Annotated in this window: 19 protein-coding genes and 1 tRNA gene; 11 read left to right on the top strand and 9 right to left on the bottom strand. The window is 61.5% G+C overall.

The genetic code is table 11. From position 1 onward, the window contains the following. Nucleotides 1-51 precede the first annotated feature (51 nt). The 4 genes from E4M07_RS00750 (at nt 52) to E4M07_RS00765 (ending at nt 3336) form a co-directional block, all read left to right on the top strand. Nucleotides 52-1161: an endonuclease/exonuclease/phosphatase family protein gene (locus tag E4M07_RS00750; protein ID WP_136656377.1), complete on the top strand. Its 1110-nt coding sequence runs from the start codon at nt 52-54 to the stop codon at nt 1159-1161. Nucleotides 1162-1296: 135 nt separating this feature from the next. Further along, nucleotides 1297-2217, top strand: coding sequence for a PhzF family phenazine biosynthesis protein (locus E4M07_RS00755; RefSeq protein WP_136656378.1), 921 nt, complete (start codon nt 1297-1299; stop codon nt 2215-2217). 68 nt (nt 2218-2285) lie between these two features. Beyond that, nucleotides 2286-2361, top strand: a tRNA-Lys gene (locus E4M07_RS00760). Nucleotides 2362-2715: 354 nt separating this feature from the next. After that, on the top strand, nt 2716-3336 hold the full coding sequence (locus tag E4M07_RS00765) for a hypothetical protein (protein ID WP_136656379.1): 621 nt from the start codon (nt 2716-2718) through the stop codon (nt 3334-3336). Nucleotides 3337-3385: 49 nt separating this feature from the next. Here the strand turns inward: E4M07_RS00765 and E4M07_RS00770 are convergent, their stop codons facing one another. Beyond that, complete coding sequence (locus tag E4M07_RS00770) at nt 3386-4852, bottom strand: DASS family sodium-coupled anion symporter (protein ID WP_136656380.1); 1467 nt, start codon at nt 4850-4852, stop codon at nt 3386-3388. Between the two features lie 520 nt (nt 4853-5372). Here E4M07_RS00770 and E4M07_RS00775 point away from each other — a divergent pair. Together E4M07_RS00775 and E4M07_RS00780 are read left to right on the top strand one after the other, a co-directional pair. Next, nucleotides 5373-6464 (top strand): hypothetical protein, encoded by a 1092-nt coding sequence (locus tag E4M07_RS00775; RefSeq protein ID WP_136656381.1) that lies wholly within the window; start codon nt 5373-5375, stop codon nt 6462-6464. Nucleotides 6465-6523: 59 nt separating this feature from the next. Further along, entirely contained in the window at nt 6524-7315 is a 792-nt protein-coding gene (locus E4M07_RS00780) for a hypothetical protein (RefSeq protein ID WP_136656382.1), read from the top strand. 108 nt (nt 7316-7423) lie between these two features. Here the strand turns inward: E4M07_RS00780 and E4M07_RS00785 are convergent, their stop codons facing one another. Beyond that, nucleotides 7424-9199, bottom strand: a complete 1776-nt coding sequence (locus E4M07_RS00785) for an SLC13 family permease (RefSeq protein ID WP_136656383.1) — start codon at nt 9197-9199, stop codon at nt 7424-7426. Nucleotides 9200-9630: 431 nt separating this feature from the next. Between E4M07_RS00785 and E4M07_RS00790 the strand changes: the two genes are divergently transcribed. The 5 genes from E4M07_RS00790 to E4M07_RS00810 all read left to right on the top strand — a co-directional run bounded on the left by E4M07_RS00790 (nt 9631) and on the right by E4M07_RS00810 (nt 16015). Then, nucleotides 9631-11076 (top strand): nucleobase:cation symporter-2 family protein, encoded by a 1446-nt coding sequence (locus E4M07_RS00790; RefSeq protein WP_136656384.1) that lies wholly within the window; start codon nt 9631-9633, stop codon nt 11074-11076. Nucleotides 11077-11302: 226 nt separating this feature from the next. Beyond that, on the top strand, nt 11303-13093 hold the full coding sequence (gene ade / locus E4M07_RS00795; protein ID WP_136656385.1) for an adenine deaminase: 1791 nt from the start codon (nt 11303-11305) through the stop codon (nt 13091-13093). Between the two features lie 174 nt (nt 13094-13267). Continuing rightward, nucleotides 13268-14185, top strand: coding sequence for a polyphosphate kinase 2 (ppk2, locus tag E4M07_RS00800; RefSeq protein WP_136656386.1), 918 nt, complete (start codon nt 13268-13270; stop codon nt 14183-14185). Between the two features lie 120 nt (nt 14186-14305). Then, nucleotides 14306-15571, top strand: a complete 1266-nt coding sequence (locus E4M07_RS00805; RefSeq protein ID WP_169054043.1) for an outer membrane beta-barrel protein — start codon at nt 14306-14308, stop codon at nt 15569-15571. A gap of 21 nt (nt 15572-15592) precedes the next feature. Then, entirely contained in the window at nt 15593-16015 is a 423-nt protein-coding gene (locus E4M07_RS00810) for a hypothetical protein (RefSeq protein WP_136656388.1), read from the top strand. Between the two features lie 127 nt (nt 16016-16142). Here E4M07_RS00810 and E4M07_RS00815 read toward each other — a convergent pair whose 3' ends face one another. From E4M07_RS00815 to E4M07_RS00845, 7 genes are all read right to left on the bottom strand, one after another. Further along, entirely contained in the window at nt 16143-16391 is a 249-nt protein-coding gene (locus E4M07_RS00815; RefSeq protein WP_136656389.1) for a hypothetical protein, read from the bottom strand. 172 nt (nt 16392-16563) lie between these two features. Further along, a complete protein-coding gene (locus E4M07_RS00820; protein ID WP_136656390.1) occupies nt 16564-16812 on the bottom strand; it encodes a hypothetical protein in 249 nt (82 codons plus the stop codon). Between the two features lie 236 nt (nt 16813-17048). After that, complete coding sequence (locus E4M07_RS00825; RefSeq protein WP_136656391.1) at nt 17049-17714, bottom strand: invasion associated locus B family protein; 666 nt, start codon at nt 17712-17714, stop codon at nt 17049-17051. 205 nt (nt 17715-17919) lie between these two features. Continuing rightward, a complete protein-coding gene (locus tag E4M07_RS00830) occupies nt 17920-18654 on the bottom strand; it encodes an outer membrane beta-barrel protein (protein ID WP_136656392.1) in 735 nt (244 codons plus the stop codon). Between the two features lie 282 nt (nt 18655-18936). Further along, nucleotides 18937-19410: a hypothetical protein gene (locus E4M07_RS00835; RefSeq protein ID WP_136656393.1), complete on the bottom strand. Its 474-nt coding sequence runs from the start codon at nt 19408-19410 to the stop codon at nt 18937-18939. A 1-nt stretch (nt 19411) separates the two neighbouring features. Beyond that, entirely contained in the window at nt 19412-19720 is a 309-nt protein-coding gene (locus tag E4M07_RS00840) for a metalloregulator ArsR/SmtB family transcription factor (RefSeq protein WP_136656394.1), read from the bottom strand. A gap of 20 nt (nt 19721-19740) precedes the next feature. Beyond that, nucleotides 19741-20835, bottom strand: coding sequence for a hypothetical protein (locus E4M07_RS00845; RefSeq protein WP_136656395.1), 1095 nt, complete (start codon nt 20833-20835; stop codon nt 19741-19743). Nucleotide 20836 lies beyond the last annotated feature (1 nt).

The raw sequence follows: 20836 nt of genomic DNA on the forward strand, positions 1-20836 counted from the left end.
AAACGGTCTAAACAGGAACGGTCGGAAGCCACCAGCCATAACGGGCACACGATGTCGCTGCGGATCGCCACATTCAATGTCGAGAACCTGATGAACCGGTTCGATTTTTCCGGCTTCCGCAACGAACTGCGACAGGACCGCAGCCTGCAGCTTTACGAGATCCGCACAAAGGAAGAGTACAGGCAGCTCGAACAGGCGCGCGCCATCGCCCATACCGATGACACGCGGCAACTGACGGCGCTGGCGATCGCCGACAGCGCCGCCGATATCCTGTGCCTGCAGGAGGTCGACAATCTGGACGCCCTCAAGGCGTTCGAATACGGCTACCTCTTCAAGATGATCGGTCGCGGGTACATTCACAAATACATGGTCGACGGCAATGACGGGCGCGGCATCGATGTTGCCGTCATGATGCGCGAGGAGACGCGCGACGGCCAGCCGATCGAATTCCAGGACATGACCAGCCACGCGCATCTGACCTATGCGGATCTCGACCTGTTCAACGACGCGATCGCCGAAACGAACCAGCCGCACGATTCCGTATTCCGGCGGGACTGCCTGGAAATCGACGTCAAGGTCGGCGGGCGTCCGCTGACGCTCTATGTCGTCCATTTCAAGTCGATGGGCTCGCCCCGCAACGGCATGGACGGGCGCACGGCGACGATGGCGGTGCGCAGCGCCGAGGCGGCGGCCGTGCGCCGGCTCATCGAGAACCGCTTCGGAAAGGACAAGACCGCGTCGAAGCGCTGGATCGTCTGCGGCGACATGAACGACTACCAGGAACGGGTGCTCATTTCGGGTGACCGGTTCAACGGCTATACTTTCGAGCCGGTGGTCGAGGAGACAAGCGCCATCGACGTCTTTACCGCCGACGGCTTTGCCGAGAATGTCGTCCAGCGACGGCCCGCGCTCGACCGCTGGACGCTGTTCCACACGCGCGGGCCGCAGGAGCGGCACCTGTGCCAGCTCGACTACCTGCTTTTGTCGCCGTCGCTGGCCGAGCGCAATGCCAGCCGCGTTCCGGAGATCATCCGCGCCGGCCAGCCGTTCCGCACGCTGTTTCCGGAGGGCCAGGCGGCCGAGCGCTACCCGCGCACCGGCTGGGACCGGCCCAAGGCATCCGATCACTGTCCTGTTGCCATGACGCTTGATATGGTGTGAAGCGACCCGGACCCAGTATTCGCGTATTTCTGCAACGCAAAATTAATTGTGGCCCTGATAGGCCGAAAATTCGATTGTCCGCTCCGAAACAGCTGTGCCATTGTGCTGCCCGGAGCATCAAGACGGAGTGTCCTTATGCCGCGCCAATACGCCATCTACGACGTTTTTTCCTCCGATCCGCTGACCGGGAACCCGCTGGCGGTGGTGTTTGAGGCGGAGGGCCTGTCGGACGAGGCGATGCAGCAGATTGCCGGCGAGTTCAACCTGTCCGAGACGGTGTTCATCCTGCCGGCGGAGAACCCGGCGCACGGCGCGGCCCTGCGCATCTTCACGCCGGGCCGCGAGCTTCCCTTCGCCGGCCATCCGACGGTCGGTGCGGCGATTGCGCTGGCGGAGCGGAAATCCGGCGGCAACGAGGTCGATATTGACCTGATGAACGTGCTTGAAGAGCGGGTCGGGCCGGTGCGCACGGTGGCCAAGCTGCAGCGTGGCGAGGCAAGCTTCGCCGAGTTCGACCTGCCGCGGCTCTCCTCGCGCATCGACGTGGAGATCAGCAAGGACGTCGTCGCCGCCGCCCTGCAGCTCGAGCCGCACGAGATCGGCTTCGAGAACCACCACATCTCGTTCTGGAACGCGGGCGTTCCCTTCCTGATGGTGCCGGTGCACGATCTTTCCGTCGCGGCCAAGGCGCGATGCGAGGCGAGCCAGTGGGAGCAGCTTGCGCCGATCGCCGACGGGCAGCTTGCCGACGCCTTCGTCTACTGCCGTGGCGGCGTCGCACACGAGGCGCATTTCCACGCTCGCATGTTCGCGCCGCATGCCGGCATCAACGAGGACCCGGCAACGGGCTCGGCCGCGGCGGCCTTTTCCGGCGCGATCCACCAGTTCGACGAGCTGCTCGACGGCCACCACGCGATCCTCATCGAGCAGGGCGTAGAGATGGGCCGGCCGTCGAAGATCCACCTGCATCTCGAGGTCGACGGCGGCAAGATCGTCCAGGGCCGCATCGGCGGCAACGCCGTCAAGGTTGCCGAGGGCGCGCTCCTGATCGACTGACATCGGCCGGGAAAATTCGACTGGACAGGAAAGGGCAGGGCGGCTATATCCGGCCTCTCTTAATTCGTGGGTGTGTAGCTCAGTTGGTAGAGCAGCTGACTCTTAATCAGCGGGTCCAGGGTTCGAGTCCCTGCTCACCCACCAGTTTTTCCGTGGCATGAGTTTTTTCATTGCATGACATTGCGATCGGCACTTCGTCGTGCCGGTGTCGGGTTTTCCGGCGGCTGGATCGGTAGTGCTGGATCAACTTTAGGAATTGGGGATTTAGTAAACTGTCACCGTAATTCCGGGCGAACAGGGTTTTCCGCTTTCGTTCTCAGTCAGTTGCGCAAATTTGTGTTGCGTCCCGACACTGCCCCGTCTTGCTGCTGCAGTACAAATCGGAAGGTCGGGTGCGCCGACCGCTTGCGTTGCGCCGCACGCGCCTTGAATATCGACCTTTGATAACCGAAATGTTGGTAATCATGACCATGTTGCAGCAGGGGAGAGGAAGCACCTATGGCCGAAGAAGAGATCGAATGGGTCGAGGAATATGCAAGGGAGCTCGTTCGGGCGGGATTTAGCGACCGCGATGAAATTGTCGGCCTTATCGGCAAATACATTGAAGGTGAGGACTATGCCGACCAGGTGTCACCGGCGGAACTGGCAGACAGGGAAATCGCGGCTCTTCTGGAAGAGCAAAAATCCTGGCCAGAAGTGACCGATTTCGACCGGTTGGAGCAGGTGTTTCAGGAACTTTATGAAAAAGGTGTTTTACCGCGCCACGACTTCACCTGCTGCGCGCAATGCGGTTCGGCGGAAATGGTCGATGAAATCGAGGACGAAGCCGCAAAGGGCAAGGCCCCGAAAGGGTATGTCTTTTACCACCAGCAAGACACGACATCTGCGCTTGAGGGAGACGGCCTTCTGTTTTTCTTCGGAGCGACCGACATGGACGCGTCTGAAAGTGACTATGTTGCAGTCGGGCAGATTCTGGCGTCTGCATTGCGGGAAGAAGGATTTGAGGTCACTTGGGACAACACTTCGGGGGCGCGTGTCGAAATCAATATGGATTGGAAAAGGCGGTGGGGCGACAAGTCGGAGTTTGTTCAAAAACGCCCGTTTGTGTCGCGGCACTAGACGCTTGTCCGTCTGATTATCGGCACTATTGGATGCGGACCGTTCGCGGCTAGCCGAAGACCAGCGCAATCGCCCACGGCATGTAGACGGAGATCAGGATCACCGCCACAACGTTGAGCAGAATGCCGGCCCTGACCATCTGCATGATCGATATGGCCCCGCTGCTGTAGACGATGGCGTTGGGGGGCGTTGCGACCGGCAGCATGAAAGCGCAGCTGGCCGCGATCGCGTCGGGCGCGGCAAGGTCGAAGGGGCTGACGGCGAACACCAGGGCCAATGCGGCGGCAATCGGGATGAAGGTCGCCGATGTCGCGGTGTTGCTGGCGATTTCGGTCATGAAGATGACCGTGGCGACGATGATCCCTACGACGATGATCATGGGCCAGTCGGCGAGATCCTCCATGCCGGCGCCGATCCAGCCTGCCAGCCCGGTCGCCTGAACGGCGGCGGCGAGCGACAGGCCGCCGCCGAAGAGGATCAGGATATCCCACGGAACGCGCTTGGCGGTCGGCCAGTCGAGCAGGCGGTCTCCGTTGCCGTGGCCCGCCGGTGTCACGAAAAGCAGGACGGACGCACCGATGGCGATTCCCGTATCGGTCAGGGCGGACGTTCCCAGAAGGTCGGCGATCAGCGGACGGAAGATCCACAGGAAAGCCGTCAGGCCGGCGACGAGCGCGACACGGCGTTCGGCTGTGGTCACGGGCCCAAGCTCGGCATGACGTTCCGCGATCATGGCGCGCGCGCCGGGCAGTTCCTCTTTGGGCAGGCGGCAAATAACGTGGCACAGCAGAAACCACGTGATTGCAAGGAGGCAAAGGCTGAGCGGCAGGGCGGCGACCATCCACGCGCCGAAACCGACATGGATGCCGTAAACCTCGTCCATCATGCCGGCGGCAAAGGCGTTGGGCACCGAACCGATCAACGTGCCGACCCCGCCGACGCTGGCGGCGTAGGCCAAACCCAACATCAGCGCCATCGAAAAGTCGCGGCCGGCCGAGACGCCGTTATCGTTCATCAGCCGGATAACGGAAAGGCCGATCGGCAGCATCATCAGCGTTGCCGCGACGTTCGACATCCACATGCTCAAGAAAGCGGATACGGCCATGAAGCCGCCGACCAGAAGATCGGGACGTCCGGGCAGCCGGGTCAGGATGGTCAAGGCCAGGCGGCGGTGCAGCTCCCATCGTTCGATCGCAATGGCGATCAGGAAGCCGCCGAGAAAAAGAAACACGACGCGGTTGGCGAACGGTTCGGTCGCCTCGTTCACGGTGCCGGCGCCGACCAGGGGGATGATGACGATCGGCAGAAGCGACGTCGCCGGCAGGGGGACGGCCTCGGTAATCCACCATGTCGCCATCCAGGCGGCCAGACCGGCGATCGACCAACCGGTCGGCGACAAGCCTTCGGGCGGCCCGATCAAAAGAGTGGCGACGAACAGCAGGGGGCCAAGGGCCATGCCGATTTTGCTGACAATGTCCGGTCTCGGCGTTGGTGCGTCGGGGGTCTGGGTGCTCATGCGGGGGTACGTGTGTTGACGAATCGTGATCCGACTTTGAAGTTTACGCTGCTCATGATCGCGCAGGTGATTTTCGTTGTGTTTCCAAGTCGGTTATAAACACAAATTCTACGCCGTATATGCACCTTTTTTCGTGTTGCCCGACTTGAGCGATGCATAATCGTGAGTGAAGAAATCGAAGGCAGATTTGAGAAATCTCGGGTATTTGGCGCTGTCTTCGATTTGGTCGGATAGTCTGTGCAAGGGCTGATTTCTATCCATTTGACCCGCACGCTTTGACTAGCCCGTCGTCAGGTCAGGTGATTTTCCGCCTCCTTTCCAACACGTGACCATTCCCGGCCGCTGGCCCGCATTCCCGCCGGCCGTCACGATTCACGCACAAATCACGGAGCGGATGCTCTGTTCAATCGAGAGTTGGTGTGCCGCCGGGGCCCGGGGAGGGGTTCCCCTGCCATCGCATCAATTCCGGACAGCCATTCGATGCTGCACGGATGGTCGCTAATATTGGGGGGGCAAATCTATGTTACGAGCCACGATGCTGAAATCCAAGATCGGGGTCGTCCTATTCTCCGTTACGCTTGCAAGCTGCGCGATCCGCCCGGTTCCGGAGGATTTTGCCATGGGCATTACTCCGGAAGACGAGGGCGAAATCACCACCACCACGGCCATCGTCCAGCGCATCCGGTGCGAGGCCCGGCAGGCGATCGCCAAGGTGACTATGGGTTTCATAAGGGACGACATGCAACCGCTCTTCGAGCCGGGCCGTACGCCGGAGCAGGAGCAGGTCTACTACAAGGTCATCGACGAACAGGGCAGGCTGAGTTTCGACCGGATCATTTCCTCGTACTACCACAATGGAAAATTCGATCCGGAACTGAGCCGATACCTGCCCAAGCGCGAAGACGAAAGCTTTTCGCTGGCGCAGGAACTCGGTGTTGTGGAGAAGTTTGCCGATTCGGGTGTCGGATATCTATTCACATTTAAATCGACGGTCGACAACGACCTGACGGGTGGATTGCTCAATCTCAACTGGCCGCTCAACAACAACGGAAAAACCACGTTCGGTATCGGCGGCGAGTACAAGAGGCAAAGACAAAACGAAAGAAAATTCAAGCTCGTAGAGACGATCGAGGCGATCGTTCTTGATCCGGAGCTGAATGTTCAGCAAAAGCACAGCAAGGTCATGTGCAATGAGCATGACATCACATACAAGCCGAATTATCACTACCCCATATACGGCAAGATCAACCTGCTCGATACGTTCTCGACTTTCGCCGGCGTCATCGTCAGGACCAAAACAAGCGGCGTCCCGAAAGATGCCATTCCCAATATTGATACCACCTTCAAGGCGTTCGCGAGCCAGGACCTCAAGGACGAGATCAAGTTCACCACAACCGTGTCCGGCTCGGCGAAACCGACCCTTACGCTTGCTCCGGCATCAAGCGGGCTGAGCCTTACATCCGGAACCGTCGGCCTTTCCGGCCAAAGGATGGAGGTTCATTCACTGTTCCTGCTGCTGAAGCAAAACGGTGTCGACCAGGTGCTGGACAAGCTTGAACTCGAGAGGCTCGAACGGAACGCAAACGGCGTCATTGCGATCGCCATTCCGTGAGCCGCGGCGGCAATAGTTCCCATCGGATTGCCGTGAATTGAGATACAGGAGGAATTCAGATGACGCAGACATCGAAATTCGGTCCCTTTGAAATCGGGCCGGACCGGTATCAGCCGGACCCTGAATACATGGCGCAGGATCGCCCGCAGTACGAGCTCAACCAAAGGAAGCTGGCCCTTTGGGTCGGGATCATAGCGGTGGGGCTGCCGTTCGTGCTGCTCATCTATTCGCTGTTCGATTCCGAGGGGTGTTTTCTGTTTTCCATCAGCCACTATTACTACTACCAGGTGCTGGGGGACGTCCTTGTCGGCAGCCTGGCCTTCATCGGCGCTTTCCTGATCGCCTATCGCGGCGAATCCAGAAGGGAGAGCAACCTGGCCAATATCACCGGAGTGGCCGCCATTGGCGTCGCGATCTTCCCGACGACCGGTGACGGTTGCATGCCCGGATCGTATCCTGGGCGCGCGTTCACGAGCTCCGATCCCTACGTGCTGTTCTCGCAGGTCGGCACCGTGCATTATGCCTGCGCCGCAGTCGTTTTCGGGTTTATCGCCTTTTACACCCTCTACGTCTTCACGCGGGTCGATCAGACCAAGACACAGCGCCTTTCCGACACAAAGCTGACACCGGTGAAATACTGGCGGAATATGGTTTACACCGTTTCAGGAGCGCTGATCGTGCTTAGCATCGTCGCTCTTTTGTACAAGGCCGTCTTCGATCCGGGTTGGTGGAACGACTACAATCTGACGTTCGTCTTCGAGGCGATCGCACTGGTTTCGTTCGGCGTTTCCTGGCTGGTCAAAAGCCGGTTCACTTTCTTCGGACTTGTCGATCTCAACGATCCTGATTAGTCCGTTCGAATGTTCCGCGCGGCCGGCTTCCAGGCTCAATGCCGGGGTTTACTGATCCGAGGTGAGCGACATCGGGGGTCGGCGCCGTAACCGCTGCTCTACACGACCCTACAATGGAAACACCGCCAGGATGACCGGCACGGAAACCGCAACCACCACCACTTCGAGCGGCAGGCCGGTGCGCCAGTAGTCGCCGAACTTGTAGCCGCCGGGGCCCATGATCAGCGTGTTGTTCTTGTGGCCGATCGGGGTGAGGAAGGCGCAGGAGGCGGCGACGGCGACGGCCATCAGGAAGCCGTCGGGATTGGCGTCGAGACGCGCCGCGATGTCGACGGCAATCGGCGCGCCGATGATCGCCGTTGCCGTGTTGTTCAAGATATCCGAGAGCGTCATGACGACTACCATCAATACGGTCAGCACCACCCAGGCGGGCAGGCCGGCCGCGAGATCGACAATGGCGCCGGCGATCAGCTCGGTGCCGCCGGCGTTCTCAAGCGCGACGCCGAGCGGGATCATGCTGCCGAGCAGCACCACCACCGGCCATTCGATATGGTCGTAGACATTGCGGATCGGCACGATGTCGAGGACGACATAAAGGGCGACGACGATCGCCAGGGCGGTGGCGAGGTAAAGCAGGCCGAAGGCCGAAACGGCGATGGCCGCGGCAAAGACGCCGACCGCCAGCCAGGCCTTGCGGTGCTGCGTGACATTAAGACCGCGCTCGGCCAAAGGCAGGACGCCCAGCCAGCTTGCCATATCCTGCAGGCGGTCCTCGGGACCGAGCAGCAGCAGGATGTCGCCGGCCCGCACCGTCTCGTGCCGGACGCGCTTGGCGAAGCGCTTGCCGCCCCTGGAAATGCCCAGAAGCGTGACACCGCGGCGCGCCCGTAGCCGCATGGAAATGGCGGAACGGCCGGCAATGCGCGACTCGCGCGGCACCACCACCTCTATCAGGGAAAGGTCGCCGGCGGCGGCCTTCTCGCTCGGTCGTTCGCCCAGGAACTCAAGGCCGAGCGATCCGCGGAAACGGTCGATGTCCTCGGCATTGGCCTCGACGATCAGCATGTCGTTGGCGCGCAGAACCACGGTCGACGAAAAACCGCCCAGCCGCTTGCCGTTCCTGATGACGCCGAGAATGGCGACATCGTCCTCGTCGCCGATGGGGTAGAGGTCACGGACCTCCTGATCGACGGCCTTTGAGCCTTCGGGCACGACGAGTTCGGCAAGGTAGCCTTCAAAGGCGCGCAGGTTCTCCGACGGTGCGTCGTCGCCTTCGCCCTTCGGAATCAGACGCCAGCCGATGAGGGCGACGAAGGCGATGCCGATCAGCGCGACGGTGCCGCCGACGGGGGTGAAATCGAACATGCCGAAGGGCGCGCCGAGGGCACGCTCGCGAAAGGAGGCGATAATGATGTTGGGGGGCGTTCCGATCAGCGTGACCATGCCGCCGAGAATGGTGGCGAAGGACAGAGGCATGAGCGTGCGGCGGATCGGGCGGCCGGCCTTCCTGGCGGCCTGCAGGTCGACCGGCATCAGGAGCGCCATGGCGGCGACATTGTTCATGAAGGCCGACAGCACCGCGCCGACGCCGCTCATGACGGCGATATGCGCCGCCGTGCTCCGGCCGGCGTCGATCAGCCGGCGGGTGATGATATCGATGGCGCCGGAATTGAGCAGCCCGCGCGAGACGACGAGCACCAGCGCGACGATGATCGTCGCCGGGTGGCCGAAACCGGAAAACGCCTGATCGGTGGGCACAAGGCCGAGCACCAATGCGACCAGCAGGGCGCTGAAGGCCACCAGATCGTAGCGCCAGCGGCCCCAGAACAGCATGGCGAAGACGGCGGCGAAGAGCGCGAATAGCTCAATCTGCTCAAGACTCATCTGCCGGCCCCCCGCACCGCTTTCTCCTCATCGATAACAGCTTGAGATCTGGAAACAAGCCGGTGATACGGCAGACCCGCTCAATTTGCCCCTTTCTTCGGGTTCGATCCACCGGCCGGTCTCTGCCCGGTAGGGCGTCAAACGCACTGTGTGCGTGAAAGTAATTCAACCGAATTTTGAAAATGGCACCGTGTGCATCCGGTAGACTATTCACCGGGAGTGATTCTTGCAGAGTCGAATGGCTGCGGACGCGCGGGCGCCGGATCGACCGGCCGTATTGATTTAAGCCCATTTGTTCAGGGGGAACGGGATCCGAGGGGAGTAGGGTCCACAACCCGGTTATCCAGCCATTGGACGTCGCCACGGCGGAGCGCCTTTCCGTTGCTGCGGCCAAGAATCGTTTTGTCTGGCCGACAATGGGAGGATTTGCCATGGCTGATGCCCACACGGGGTTGGGGACCCCGGAACAGCTCAAAGACCCGAATTATACGCCGCCACTTTACAAGGCGGTTCCGCTGGGTATTCAGCACGTGTTGGCGATGTTCGTCTCCAACGTGACGCCGGCCATCATCGTGGCGGGCGCGGCCGGTTTCGGCTTCGGTTCCAACTCGCCCGATTTCCCGGAACTGCTTTATCTCATCCAGATGTCGATGCTGTTCGCCGGCTTAGCGACCCTTTTGCAGACGATCACGATCGGACCGATCGGGGCCGCGCTGCCCGTCGTCCAGGGCACCAGCTTCGCGTTCCTGCCGATCATGATTCCGATCGTCGCGGGTAAGGGTGTCGACGGGCTCGCCGCGCTGTTCGGCGGCGTGCTGATCGGCGGCATCTTCCATGCACTCTTGGGAACGGTGATCGGCAAGATCCGCTTCGCGTTACCGCCGCTGGTGACCGGGCTGGTTGTGATGATGATCGGGCTGGCGCTCGTCAAGGTCGGCATCCAGTACGCGGTCGGCGGCGTTCCGGCCGTCGATCATCCCGAGTATGGCAGCCTGCTCAACTGGTCCGCGGCGCTCGTCGTGATTATCGTGACGCTCGGCCTCAAATTCTACGCGCGCGGCATGCTGGCCGTCTCGGCGGTGCTGCTCGGCATCATTGCGGGCTATGTCTATGCGCTGCTGGTCGGCATCATTTCCACGGACGCCATCGCGGCCAGTTGGAGCAATGCCTCGGCCTTCGCGCTGCCGCAGCCGTTCAAATACGGCTTCGAGTTCTCTATCGCCGCGGTCATCGGTTTCTGCCTGATGGCGTTTGTATCGGCGGTCGAGACCGTCGGTGACGTTTCGGGCATCACCAAAGGTGGTGCGGGGCGTGAAGCGACCGACCACGAGATCCGTGGCGCCACCTATGCCGATGGCGTCGGATCCGCCGTTGCCGGTATCTTCGGCGGCCTGCCCAACACGTCGTTCAGCCAGAATGTCGGGCTGATCGCCATGACCGGTGTGATGAGCCGCCATGTCGTCACCTTCGGGGCGATCTTCCTGATCGTCTGCGGACTGATACCGAAAGTCGGCGCCGTCATCCGCACGGTCCCGATCGAAGTCCTCGGCGGCGGCGTGATCGTCATGTTCGGCATGGTCGTGGCGGCGGGCATCTCGATGCTTTCGGATGTCCACTGGAACCGCCGCAACATGGTGATCTTCGCCATCGCGCTGTCAATCGGCCTCGGTCTTCAGCTGGATCCGAAGTCCGTGCAATACACGCACGAGACGGTGCGCATCCTGCTCACGTCCGGGCTGTTGCCGGCGGCGCTGATCGCCATCGTGCTCAACCTGATCCTGCCGGAGGAACTGGCGGATGAGTCGGTCGAGGAGGTGTCGGGCGGCATGTCCGGCCATATGCAGGGTTCGATCCCGAAACCGGACGAATCCAACTAAGAGAAATCCGGGCCCCGGCTTTTCGGTCGGGGCTCCGCCGAGCCTGGTCCGGCAACGCTGCAAAGCGTTGTCGGCCTTGCTTTTTTGGGCAGGGCTCACGACGGTCCGTATGCCACCGATAAGCGGCCTGTTGCCGTGCTGCGGATCGGCTAACATAGCCGTATGCTGGGGCTGACCGCGCAGACGATGCGCGTCTCGCCCGCAAATGGAATTGGAGGAAAGACCCATGACAATGCCGACCTGGAGCGAGTGCGCACCCAGACTGATCGATGTCGCGATGGGCCGCACGGCGGCCGATACCGTCATTCGCGGCGGCAAATGGGTCAATGTGTATTCCGGCGAAATCGTCGACAATACCGATGTCGCCATCGCCGCGGGCAGGATCGCTTTCGTCGGAGCGGACGCATCGCACGCAACCGGTCCGGACACGCAGGTGATCGAGGCGGATGGACGCTATCTCGTTCCCGGGCTTTGCGACGGGCACATGCATGTCGAGAGCGGCATGGTGACCGTGACGGAATTTGCCCGCGCGGTTATTCCGCACGGGACGACTACGATGTTCATCGACCCGCATGAAATCGCCAATGTGCTCGGGCTCGATGGCGTCAGGCTCATGCATGACGACGCCGCCAGTCTGCCGATCAACGTTCTGGTGCAGGTTCCGAGTTGCGTTCCCTCGGCGCCCGGCCTGGAAAATGCCGGAGCGGAATTCAGCGTCGACGATGTCAAGGAAGCGCTGTCGTGGCCCAACACCTGCGGGCTCGGGGAAATGATGAATTTTCCTGGTGTCGCGATGAACGATCCGAAAATGCTCGGCGAGATCGCCGCCACACAGATCGCCGGTAAGACCGTGGGCGGCCATTTCGCGTCGCCGGACCTTGGCCTGATGTTTCACGGCTATGCGGCGGGCGGGCCGGCCGACGACCACGAGGGCACGCGCAAGGAAGATGCGGTTGCGCGGATCCGGCAGGGCATGCGGGCGATGTTGCGGCTGGGTTCGGCATGGTACGATGTGGCGGCCCAGATCAAGGCGGTCACGGAAGACGGGATCGATCCGCGCAACTTCATCCTGTGCACGGATGACAGCCATTCCGGCACGCTGGTCAATGACGGCCACATGAATCGCGTGCTGCGCCATGCCATGGCACAGGGGCTGAAGCCGGTAACGGCCATCCAGATGGCGACGCTGAATACGGCTCAGCATTTTGGAATGGAGCGGGAATTCGGTTCGATTGCGCCCGGTCGCCGCGCCGACATCATCCTGACCAGCGATCTGCCAACGCTGCCGGTTGAGATGGTGATCGCGCGCGGGCAGGTGCTGGCCAGGGACGGCGTGCTGGTCGCCGATATTCCCGAGGCGAATTATCCCGACTTTGCAAGGAACACCGTCCGGCTGGGCAAGCGGATCGAAGCGGCGGATTTTGACATCCCGGCACCGGAAGGCACCGCGCAAGTTAGAGCGCGGGTGATCGGCGTGATCGAGAACCAGGCGCCGACCAGGGCGCTGGAGGCCGAATTGCGGGTTGATGGCGGGCTCGTTCAGATGGACCCGGAAAATGACGTCTGCCAGATCGCGCTTGTTGAACGCCATCGCTCGACCGGAGAGGTGGTCAACGGCTTCGTCTCGGGCTTCGGTTACAACAGGCCGTGCGCCGTGGCATCCACGGTCGCCCATGACAGCCACCACATGATCGTTATCGGCACGTCGAGGGCCGATATGGCGCTTGCCGCAAATCACCTGGGCAAGGTGGGCGGCGGAATCACCGTTTTCAGCAACGGCGAGGAACTTGCGACCGTTGAGTTGCCGATCGCAGGGCTGATGTCGGACGAACGCTCCGAAATCGTCGCCCAGAAGGCATCGGCGATGGTCTCCGCGATGGAAGCCTGCGGCTGCACGCTGAACAATGCCTACATGCAGCACTCCCTGCTGGCACTGGTGGTCATTCCCGAGTTGCGCATATCGGATCTCGGCCTCGTCGATGTCACGAAATTTCAGAAAACCGGGCTTTTCATCTGATATCGCCGCACGGTCCGGAGGCGTGCCGTCCGACGCTTCCGGGCCCTTTCCGCGATCCTGTTGAAACCGCTGCAAAACCGTTGCATTTGTGTGATGCTACCGGGTTAGCATGGGACGAGGTCATGCGGCTGAAAATGCACGGGCTTTCGGTCCACCATGTGAAGGGAGTACGGAATGGCGCCGGAACACGACGAAGAGAACATGGACTGGCTGGAGGCGGAGCTGGCCGACACGCTTGACGAGGACTACGAGCTGGAGATGTCGGAACCGGCGCTGTCGCTGGAGATCCGCCGCATCTACCGGCAGATGCATCCGCCGACGATTCCGCGGGCCGAGTATTTCCGCCAGTTGCTCACGCTGCAGTCCGAGCTGATCAAGTTGCAGGACTGGGTGTCGTACACGAAATCCAAGATCGTGGTGATCTTCGAGGGGCGCGATTCGGCCGGGAAGGGCGGTGTCATCAAGCGCATCACCCAGCGTCTCAACCCGCGCGTTGCCCGCGTCGTAGCGTTGCCCGCTCCGAACGACCGCGAGAAGACGCAATGGTATTTCCAGCGCTACGTGCCGCACCTGCCGGCCGGCGGCGAGATCGTGCTGTTCGACCGCTCCTGGTACAACCGGGCCGGCGTCGAGCGGGTGATGGGGTTCGCCTCCGAAGACGAGGTGGAACAGTTCTTCCGGGACGTTCCGGAATTCGAGCGCATGCTGGTGCGGTCCGGCATCATCCTGATCAAATACTGGTTCTCGATCACGGACGAGGAACAGCAGCTTCGGTTCCTCATGCGCATCCACGATCCGCTCAAGCAGTGGAAGCTCAGCCCCATGGACCTGCAGTCGCGGGTGCGCTGGGAGGACTACACCAAGGCCAAGGAGGAAATGTTCGCCCGCACCAACATATCGGAAGCGCCCTGGTACATCGTCGAGGGCAATGACAAGAAGCGGGCGCGGCTCAACTGCATGGACCACTTCCTGCAGCAGATTCCCTACACGGACGTGCCGCATGAGGAGGTGTCGCTTCCCGACCGGGTTTTCAATCCGGACTACGAGCGCAAGGTGTTGCCGCACGAGCTTTACGTGCCGCAAAAATACTGATCGGGATCGACGATTGCCGGAAATCGTTGCCATCGTGCAACAAATGACCCTATGCATTGGCCGTTTGCCGGGTTATCAATGGCGCGGGGGCACCAACATTTACACAAGCGTGCGGCGGCGATGAAAACTCATTTCCCGATTATCTGTTTTGCCCTTGCGGCGGCAACGGCAACGGCCAAGGCCGACTATTTCCCATTCTCGCCTTCACAGGTGCTCACCAGCCAGACCAGCGTCTACGACTGGAGCGGTTTTTACGCCGGCGTCGGCGCAGTGACCGGCTACGTTATCGACGAAGTCACCGTTCCGGCGCTCGGAACATCCATTTCAGGCGTCGGCGGAAGCGGGTTCGGCGGCTCGGTCACCGCCGGCTACGACCACATGTTCTCGAACGGTTTGGTCGTCGGGGGCGCGGTCGTCGGCCGCTACGGCGATATCGACACGTCCTGGACCATCCCGGGTGTCGGCTTTTCGTCCGAACTGAAGGCGGATTACGGCTTCGACGTCATCGGGCGGCTGGGTTATGCCGTCACGCCGCGGACCATGGCCTATGTGCTGGGCGGTTACAGCTGGCAGCATTTCGAGCTGAGTTCCACGCTGCCCGCCTTCTCCACCGATTGGAGTGACAGCGGCTATGTCGTCGGCGTCGGCACCGAAACGGCCCTGCGCAAGAACTGGACCTGGAGTTCGGGGTACCGCTATTCGAGCTATTCCGGAAACGCCGTCGCCGCGCTCGGCGGCGCCAGCATCGATCCGGTGGCGCACACCTTTCATACCGGCATCAACTACCGCTTCGGCGGCGGCCCGTCCGAGTACAGCCGGACCCCCTTCGTTCACGAATGGTCCGGCGTCAAGATCGGCGCTGCGGTCAGTGTGGGCGCTTCATTGAACAAGGTGACCGTCGGCGGTTCGACCTTCGACGGCTTCGGAACGGAAGGCTACCTTGGCGAGATCAATATCGGCTACGACCGCGAGTTCGGAGAGCGCTGGCTGGCCGGCGTCGTATTGGCCGCGGAATATATCGGCGCATCCTCGAGCGCGACATTCGGCGGGGCGACAATCACCGCCGAAGCCGACGATTTCGGCTTCGACGCGCTGGTGCGGGTGGGCCGCAAGTTCAATGACTACACGCTCGGCTATGTCATCGGGGGCTACACGTGGCAGCGCCTGTCGGCATCGTTGTCGGTGCCTGCCCTTTCAACCGATGTCGAGGTGAATGCGCTGTCGATCGGCAGCGGGACGGAACTGGCGCTGAGCGAACGCACCAGCGCCTATGTCGAATACCGCTACACGATCTATGAGGATGTCGACATCGGCACCCTGGCGACGATCGAGCCGTCGAGCCATACCATCCGGCTGGGTGCCAAGTTCAAGCTCTACCCGAACTAGCGCCGAGCCTTGTGTCGGCACATGGCTGTCAACTCAGGTGGAGAGCTGGTTGTGAACGCTCGGCCTATGATGAGAACGCTTGTCGCGGCGTTGCTTTCGTTTGTCGTTTTTCCCGCCGCCGTGTGCGCGGCCGATCTCAGTTTCCAGATTGTCGACAAAGACAAGGTGGTATCGAAACTCGATTTCGACAGTGAAGAAATTTCAGTCGAAGTCGTTGAGTCTCTCGGCGGGAACCACGCTGTTCAGATCAAATTGCCGCCGAGCCGGTTGGACGAATTTGAACGCATTACAGCGCTCAATACCGGCAGGACAATGCGCATTGTCGTGGGCGGGGCTGTTGTCGCCGACCCGACGATACTGGAGCCGATTTCCGGCGAATACGTCCACATTACGGGATTGTTCTCTCGGGAAGAAGCGCAGGCTTTGGCGGATCAATTGGACTGACGCCGCTTCGGCTTGTTGTGCCGTTTCAGAAGTCGAACATCTGAGAGCCCGGCCGACTGGATAGTGGCCACGCGGGCTGTCCGGAAGACGGGTTCTCCGCCTTCCGGTATTTTCTGATTGCCGGCTGCTAGCGGTAGTGGCAGCGCGTGGTGTAGACCTGCCCGCGCGAATTGCGGTACTGGCAGCGGCCGTCCGCGGTCGTTGCGAGATAGGTGCCGAAACCGCCGATCAATGCGCCGACAACCGCCCCGCCGACACTGTTGGTCGCAACGGCGCCGACCGCCGCGCCCACGCCCGCACCGGTCGCGGTCTTCTCCGTCGTCGTGCATGCCGACAGTGAAGCGGCGGCGACTACTGCAATAATCAGAGCTCTCATTTATCCATCCTTTTGTTGTCGGTGTGTCGCGCAATCCGGTCTGCACGGAAGTCAGAACAGTGTTGCGCCCGACGTGTGGTACCGATCCCTCATCAGGTCCGGAGTTGTTTCGGGGCCGCCGGGAGTGGCCCGCCTCCGGAGCCATTCGGTTCCCGGTGCAGTTCAAACAACCCTACAGCCAGTGGCAGCGGGCCGTGTAGACCTGTCCTCTCGAATTGCGGTACTGGCACATGCCGTCACCGGTTTCGGCGAGATAGGTGCCAAAGCCGCCGATCAGCGCACCGACCACCGCGCCGCCGGCGCTGTTCGTGACCGCGCCGCCGACCACGGCGCCTATGCCCGCGCCGGACGCAGTTTTTTCGGCAGTCGTGCAAGCCGTCAGTGTCGCGGCCGCGAGAACTGCAATTATCAATGCCCTCATCGATCTACTCCTGTGTTTGCCGTCCCCGATGTGCCGGTGCTGGCGCAACGGCACGTCGTCACTGCGTTGCCAGTTGCCGTCCTCTGTTTCACAACGGCGCCGCGCAAGCAGTATCGAAACTCCCGCTGACAAGGTCAAGTCGTCGGCACAGTACAAACTGATGTATCGCCAACGACTTGTGTCACAAAAGCACAGTCTTTCTGAATAAATTGTGGACAGCCGCGGCCGGCCGATCGCTAGATTTTATTGCTCTCGTCGCCAAGCATGCGCAGGCTCGCGGCGAGCCCGTTGACGCTGATGGTGTATTTGACCGGCCTGTCCTGCGGATCGCGGACCGTCGCGCTCGCCCGGTCGGCCTGCAGCAGCGCCTCGACATACTTTTCGTCCAGTTCGGTGGCGGATTCGCAATACCGGTCCACGCAGGACGAGTAGGACAGGTTGAGCGGTTGTTCGTCGCCGGCCTCAAAGACGATACCCCGGTCGACGCGCACGCCCGTCGCGGTCTGCCAGGTTGAGCGGAAGCCGCCGCCGGGTTCGACCGCGATCCGCCAGGAAAATCGCACATTGCCATCCTCCTCCGCCACCTGGTGGGTGATCGAGCAGTCGGCCTGCCGGCGCGCTTGCTCGTCGCAATTGTAGCGCCAGTGACCGATCGTGATCCCGGCGGCGGGCGGTATCGGGCTTTGCGCCACGGGCTCGACCTCGTCCTCGTCAGACGGCGAAAAGGTCACGGCCCTGTGGGTGAAGAGGTCCTCGATGACCTCGGTCTTGGCCCAGGCCACGCGAAGGCCCTCCGGCATCTTTTCAACGAGGCTGTTCAGCCGTTCGTTCGGGGCAATGTAAGCCGTGACGGCGGCGCCGATGGCGACGGCGAGAATGAATATGATGATCGGAAGGCGCATGGCAATTCTTCGGGCTGGGTCAAAAAACCGAGCGTCGAAATGAACGGCGGCGATTTGATGGCCGCAGCACTGTTTGTGACCGGATGTTAAGCCGGCGTTACACTAAGTGATCGTCACGCGCGTGTCATTTGCGATGACCGATGTGTGCGGGCAACAAAAAAGGCGGGCTGTCGTTGCCCGCCTTTTTCAGCCATTCGCAGTTGGTTCAGTTGAAGTGGAAGTTCAACGTCGCCTTGACCGCGTGAATCTCGTAGTCGACGGTTAGCGGGTCGGCACCAAAGCCCACAGCAAAGTCATACGTTTTCGACTGGAGGTCGATATAGTTGTACTCGGCGCCAAAGGACCAGTTCTGGGTTGGTTTGTACAAGGCGCCGCCACCAATGGTCCATCCGTTGTGCCACTTCGAATCGGTTGCGCCAATGCCGAACAAGGCGGTGCCCGTCGCCTCGGCGTGACCTCCGGCATAGCCGCCCTGGGCAAAAATCAGCCAGTCGTTGTAGGCGAATCCCCCTCGCAGTTGCGCCAGAGCCAGGAAGTTGATTTCGGATGACCAGGTGTCAAATGCGGGAAATGCAGGTGAAGCGATGGTCTGATCCAAATCGGCGTAGGACCCGGAAAGATCGACACCGAATACGAAGTCGCCGTTCTGGTGCAGATATCCGACCTGTCCGCCGCCTATGAAGCCGTCCGGCGACAGGGTGCCGCCCGTTGCCCCTGTAGCCCCAGGTCCAGTGGTCCAAAACGAACCTGGCGCGAAACTCCAGTTGGCGTCCCCCCAGCCATAGCCTGCGTGCAGGCCGGCATAGGGTCCGGTCCAGCGATCGGGCGCCGGTGGGGCCGGTGCGACCACCACTTCCTCTACAGCAACGTCTGCTGCATGTGCCCCGACTGCCAGCAACGATGAAGCCATTGCGGCTGCTAGAATTGTGCGAATACTCATGACGATAGTCCCTGCCCCAAAAAATCGCGCCGCACTTACAAATATTAATAGATTATTAATTGCTTTGAAATGCCGGATCGTCGCCCTGAAACAAGATGAAACCGACCTGTGATCTAATTATCACAGATAGTTAGCCTGTGGATAAGTATTGTCGAGCGCTCCCGCTCGGCGGATGCTACGAATAGTTGCACGGCATTTGCACGGACGCGTATTCGAATTTTTCGCGCGTAAAGCGGAAGCCGTGCCCGGAGATAAGCTGAGTTGCGGGGCGCCTTGCGCCCCTCAGGCGCGCGCCCGCTGCGCCTGGCAGGCGCCGCCGAAGCAGTCCTCGAACACATGCACCCAGCCATTGTTGTAATGGCCGCGACTCTCTTCGCCGCCTTCGCCGAGGACGTGCCAATTGCGGTGCTCGAGCGTGACCTGCGTCTGCTGCGGCGACACTTCCTCGAAGCGGATTTCAACTTCCGTCGCCCTCTCGACCGGCTCCGAGACATGCCAGGAAAAGCACAGGACCTTGCCGGGCTCATAGACCTTGATCGAGCCCCAATGCAGTTCTTCGCCCTCGGGCGTCGTCTCGATGATCCGGCCGCCGACACCCGGCTCCATGGTCACCGATTTCGCCGGATTGCCGGTGCGTCCCGCGGTCAGCGAATGCTTGTCCAGCGGCCACCAGTCGGTGGTGCGCTCGGCAAAGACCGAAAAGGCGGTGTGTGGATCGCACTGAACGACAATCAGCTTCTTGATCGGATCGACCATGTTATTCTCCCATTGTTTTCTTCACTTCGTCCGCATAGGCGGCAAGGACATCGTCCCAGAAGCCGTCGAGGTAGGCCCGCAGTTCGGCAAGTCCCTCGCGGCGGATGCTGTAATAGCGTGCCGTCCCTTGCGGCCTCGCGGCAACGAGGCCGGCGTCCTGCAGTGTCTTCAGGTGCTGCGACACGGCCGGGCGGCTGATCGGCTGACCGGCGGCAATTTCCGTCACGGTTCGCGGCCGGTGGCGCAGCGACTCAAATATGCGCCGGCGCGACGGATCGGCAAGCGCGGTCAAGGCTATTTCGTAAGTCACGACTTACCGTAAGTTTCTGCTTACGGAGTGTCAAGCCCGATTTCGCGCGACGGATCGTCGAAGAGGGCGTCAAGGCCGGGGTGCCGCGCAAAGACCGATGCAATACCGTCGTTGATTTCACGGTTCAGCGTTCCACGGCTCCAAAGGAGAGTGCCGTCGACGGTCACGACCGGGTCGAACACCATCCAGCAGATTTCGCCCGGCGGATAGGCACCGCAGGTGTGGAAATGCAGGATCCTCGGATTGGGAAAGGCGGTGTTGGACCAGCGGTCGGGATTGTCCTTTGCCGGCATCCGGTAGGCGCAGGCCGGGTGCATGCCGGAATGCCAGGAGTGCACGAACATCGGCTTGATGGCGAATGTCTCGGAAACATGGCGGTAGTGGTCCCCGACGGCGCGGACCGATGCGGCATCCCCTTCAAAGCCGGTTATGCGGTTGCCATCGACCGTCGCCATGACGGTGTCGTCCATTGCGAGCCAGGCCGGAGAATAGGGGCGTGAATTGGTCGGTGTCAGATAGCGGGTGATGGCGACCCGCCCAGAAAAGCCCTCCATCCGGATGGGCTTGTAGACGCCCATGGGGAAGCGCTTGACCGAGACATCATCGGCTTCCGCCGCGTCGATGATGGAACGGCCGGCGAGATCGGTGCCGTTCGGGCAGGTGATGCGGATTTGCCGGGCCGCGTCGAGTGTCCGGTTGAGCGCGTCCTTCAGATCGAGGAAGGCGGCATAGTCGAAGCGGCCGAAGGACGACGCAAGCATTTCGCCATTGATCGCGTAGGACATGACCGCCGGCCGTCCGGACTGGCGGATGGAAAACCGGCCCTGGTCGCCGATCCTGGCGAAAAACACCGTCTGGTCGTGCGCCGCCATGGCCTCAAGAATGCTTTGGGGAAGCTTGCCGCTCTCGTCGGGTCCGCCGACCAAACGCAGCGTCGCCGTCATGCCGAGCCGCTGCGCCTCGGCGGCGACTGCCCGCGGCGCCTCGAGGTCGTACCAGCCGAGATCCGGGTCTTCGTGCAGAATGAGTACGGAATCGCCCGGCTCGGCCCTGGCACAGTTGATCAGCAGGTTGCGGGCCGCCTCGGCAAGATCGTCGGTTTGCGCATGCACCATC

This window comes from Nitratireductor sp. XY-223 (genome assembly GCF_004959855.1).
Classification (GTDB): domain Bacteria; phylum Pseudomonadota; class Alphaproteobacteria; order Rhizobiales; family Rhizobiaceae; genus Hoeflea_A.

Excerpts from the sequence above, each read along its gene's own strand:
- E4M07_RS00765 (WP_136656379.1), top strand. The coding sequence starts at position 2,716 with ATGGCCGAAGAAGAGATCGAATGGGTCGAGGAATATGCAAGGGAGCTC.
- E4M07_RS00775 (WP_136656381.1), top strand. The coding sequence starts at position 5,373 with ATGTTACGAGCCACGATGCTGAAATCCAAGATCGGGGTCGTCCTATTC.
- ppk2 (WP_136656386.1), top strand. The coding sequence starts at position 13,268 with ATGGCGCCGGAACACGACGAAGAGAACATGGACTGGCTGGAGGCGGAG.
- E4M07_RS00770 (WP_136656380.1), bottom strand. The coding sequence starts at position 4,852 with ATGAGCACCCAGACCCCCGACGCACCAACGCCGAGACCGGACATTGTC.
- E4M07_RS00815 (WP_136656389.1), bottom strand. The coding sequence starts at position 16,391 with ATGAGAGCTCTGATTATTGCAGTAGTCGCCGCCGCTTCACTGTCGGCA.
- ade (WP_136656385.1), top strand. The coding sequence starts at position 11,303 with ATGACAATGCCGACCTGGAGCGAGTGCGCACCCAGACTGATCGATGTC.
- E4M07_RS00810 (WP_136656388.1), top strand. The coding sequence starts at position 15,593 with ATGGCTGTCAACTCAGGTGGAGAGCTGGTTGTGAACGCTCGGCCTATG.
- E4M07_RS00790 (WP_136656384.1), top strand. The coding sequence starts at position 9,631 with ATGGCTGATGCCCACACGGGGTTGGGGACCCCGGAACAGCTCAAAGAC.
- E4M07_RS00830 (WP_136656392.1), bottom strand. The coding sequence starts at position 18,654 with ATGAGTATTCGCACAATTCTAGCAGCCGCAATGGCTTCATCGTTGCTG.
- E4M07_RS00820 (WP_136656390.1), bottom strand. The coding sequence starts at position 16,812 with ATGAGGGCATTGATAATTGCAGTTCTCGCGGCCGCGACACTGACGGCT.
- E4M07_RS00755 (WP_136656378.1), top strand. The coding sequence starts at position 1,297 with ATGCCGCGCCAATACGCCATCTACGACGTTTTTTCCTCCGATCCGCTG.
- E4M07_RS00780 (WP_136656382.1), top strand. The coding sequence starts at position 6,524 with ATGACGCAGACATCGAAATTCGGTCCCTTTGAAATCGGGCCGGACCGG.
- E4M07_RS00750 (WP_136656377.1), top strand. The coding sequence starts at position 52 with ATGTCGCTGCGGATCGCCACATTCAATGTCGAGAACCTGATGAACCGG.
- E4M07_RS00845 (WP_136656395.1), bottom strand. The coding sequence starts at position 20,835 with ATGGTGCATGCGCAAACCGACGATCTTGCCGAGGCGGCCCGCAACCTG.
- E4M07_RS00825 (WP_136656391.1), bottom strand. The coding sequence starts at position 17,714 with ATGCGCCTTCCGATCATCATATTCATTCTCGCCGTCGCCATCGGCGCC.
- E4M07_RS00785 (WP_136656383.1), bottom strand. The coding sequence starts at position 9,199 with ATGAGTCTTGAGCAGATTGAGCTATTCGCGCTCTTCGCCGCCGTCTTC.
- E4M07_RS00835 (WP_136656393.1), bottom strand. The coding sequence starts at position 19,410 with ATGGTCGATCCGATCAAGAAGCTGATTGTCGTTCAGTGCGATCCACAC.
- E4M07_RS00805 (WP_169054043.1), top strand. The coding sequence starts at position 14,306 with ATGAAAACTCATTTCCCGATTATCTGTTTTGCCCTTGCGGCGGCAACG.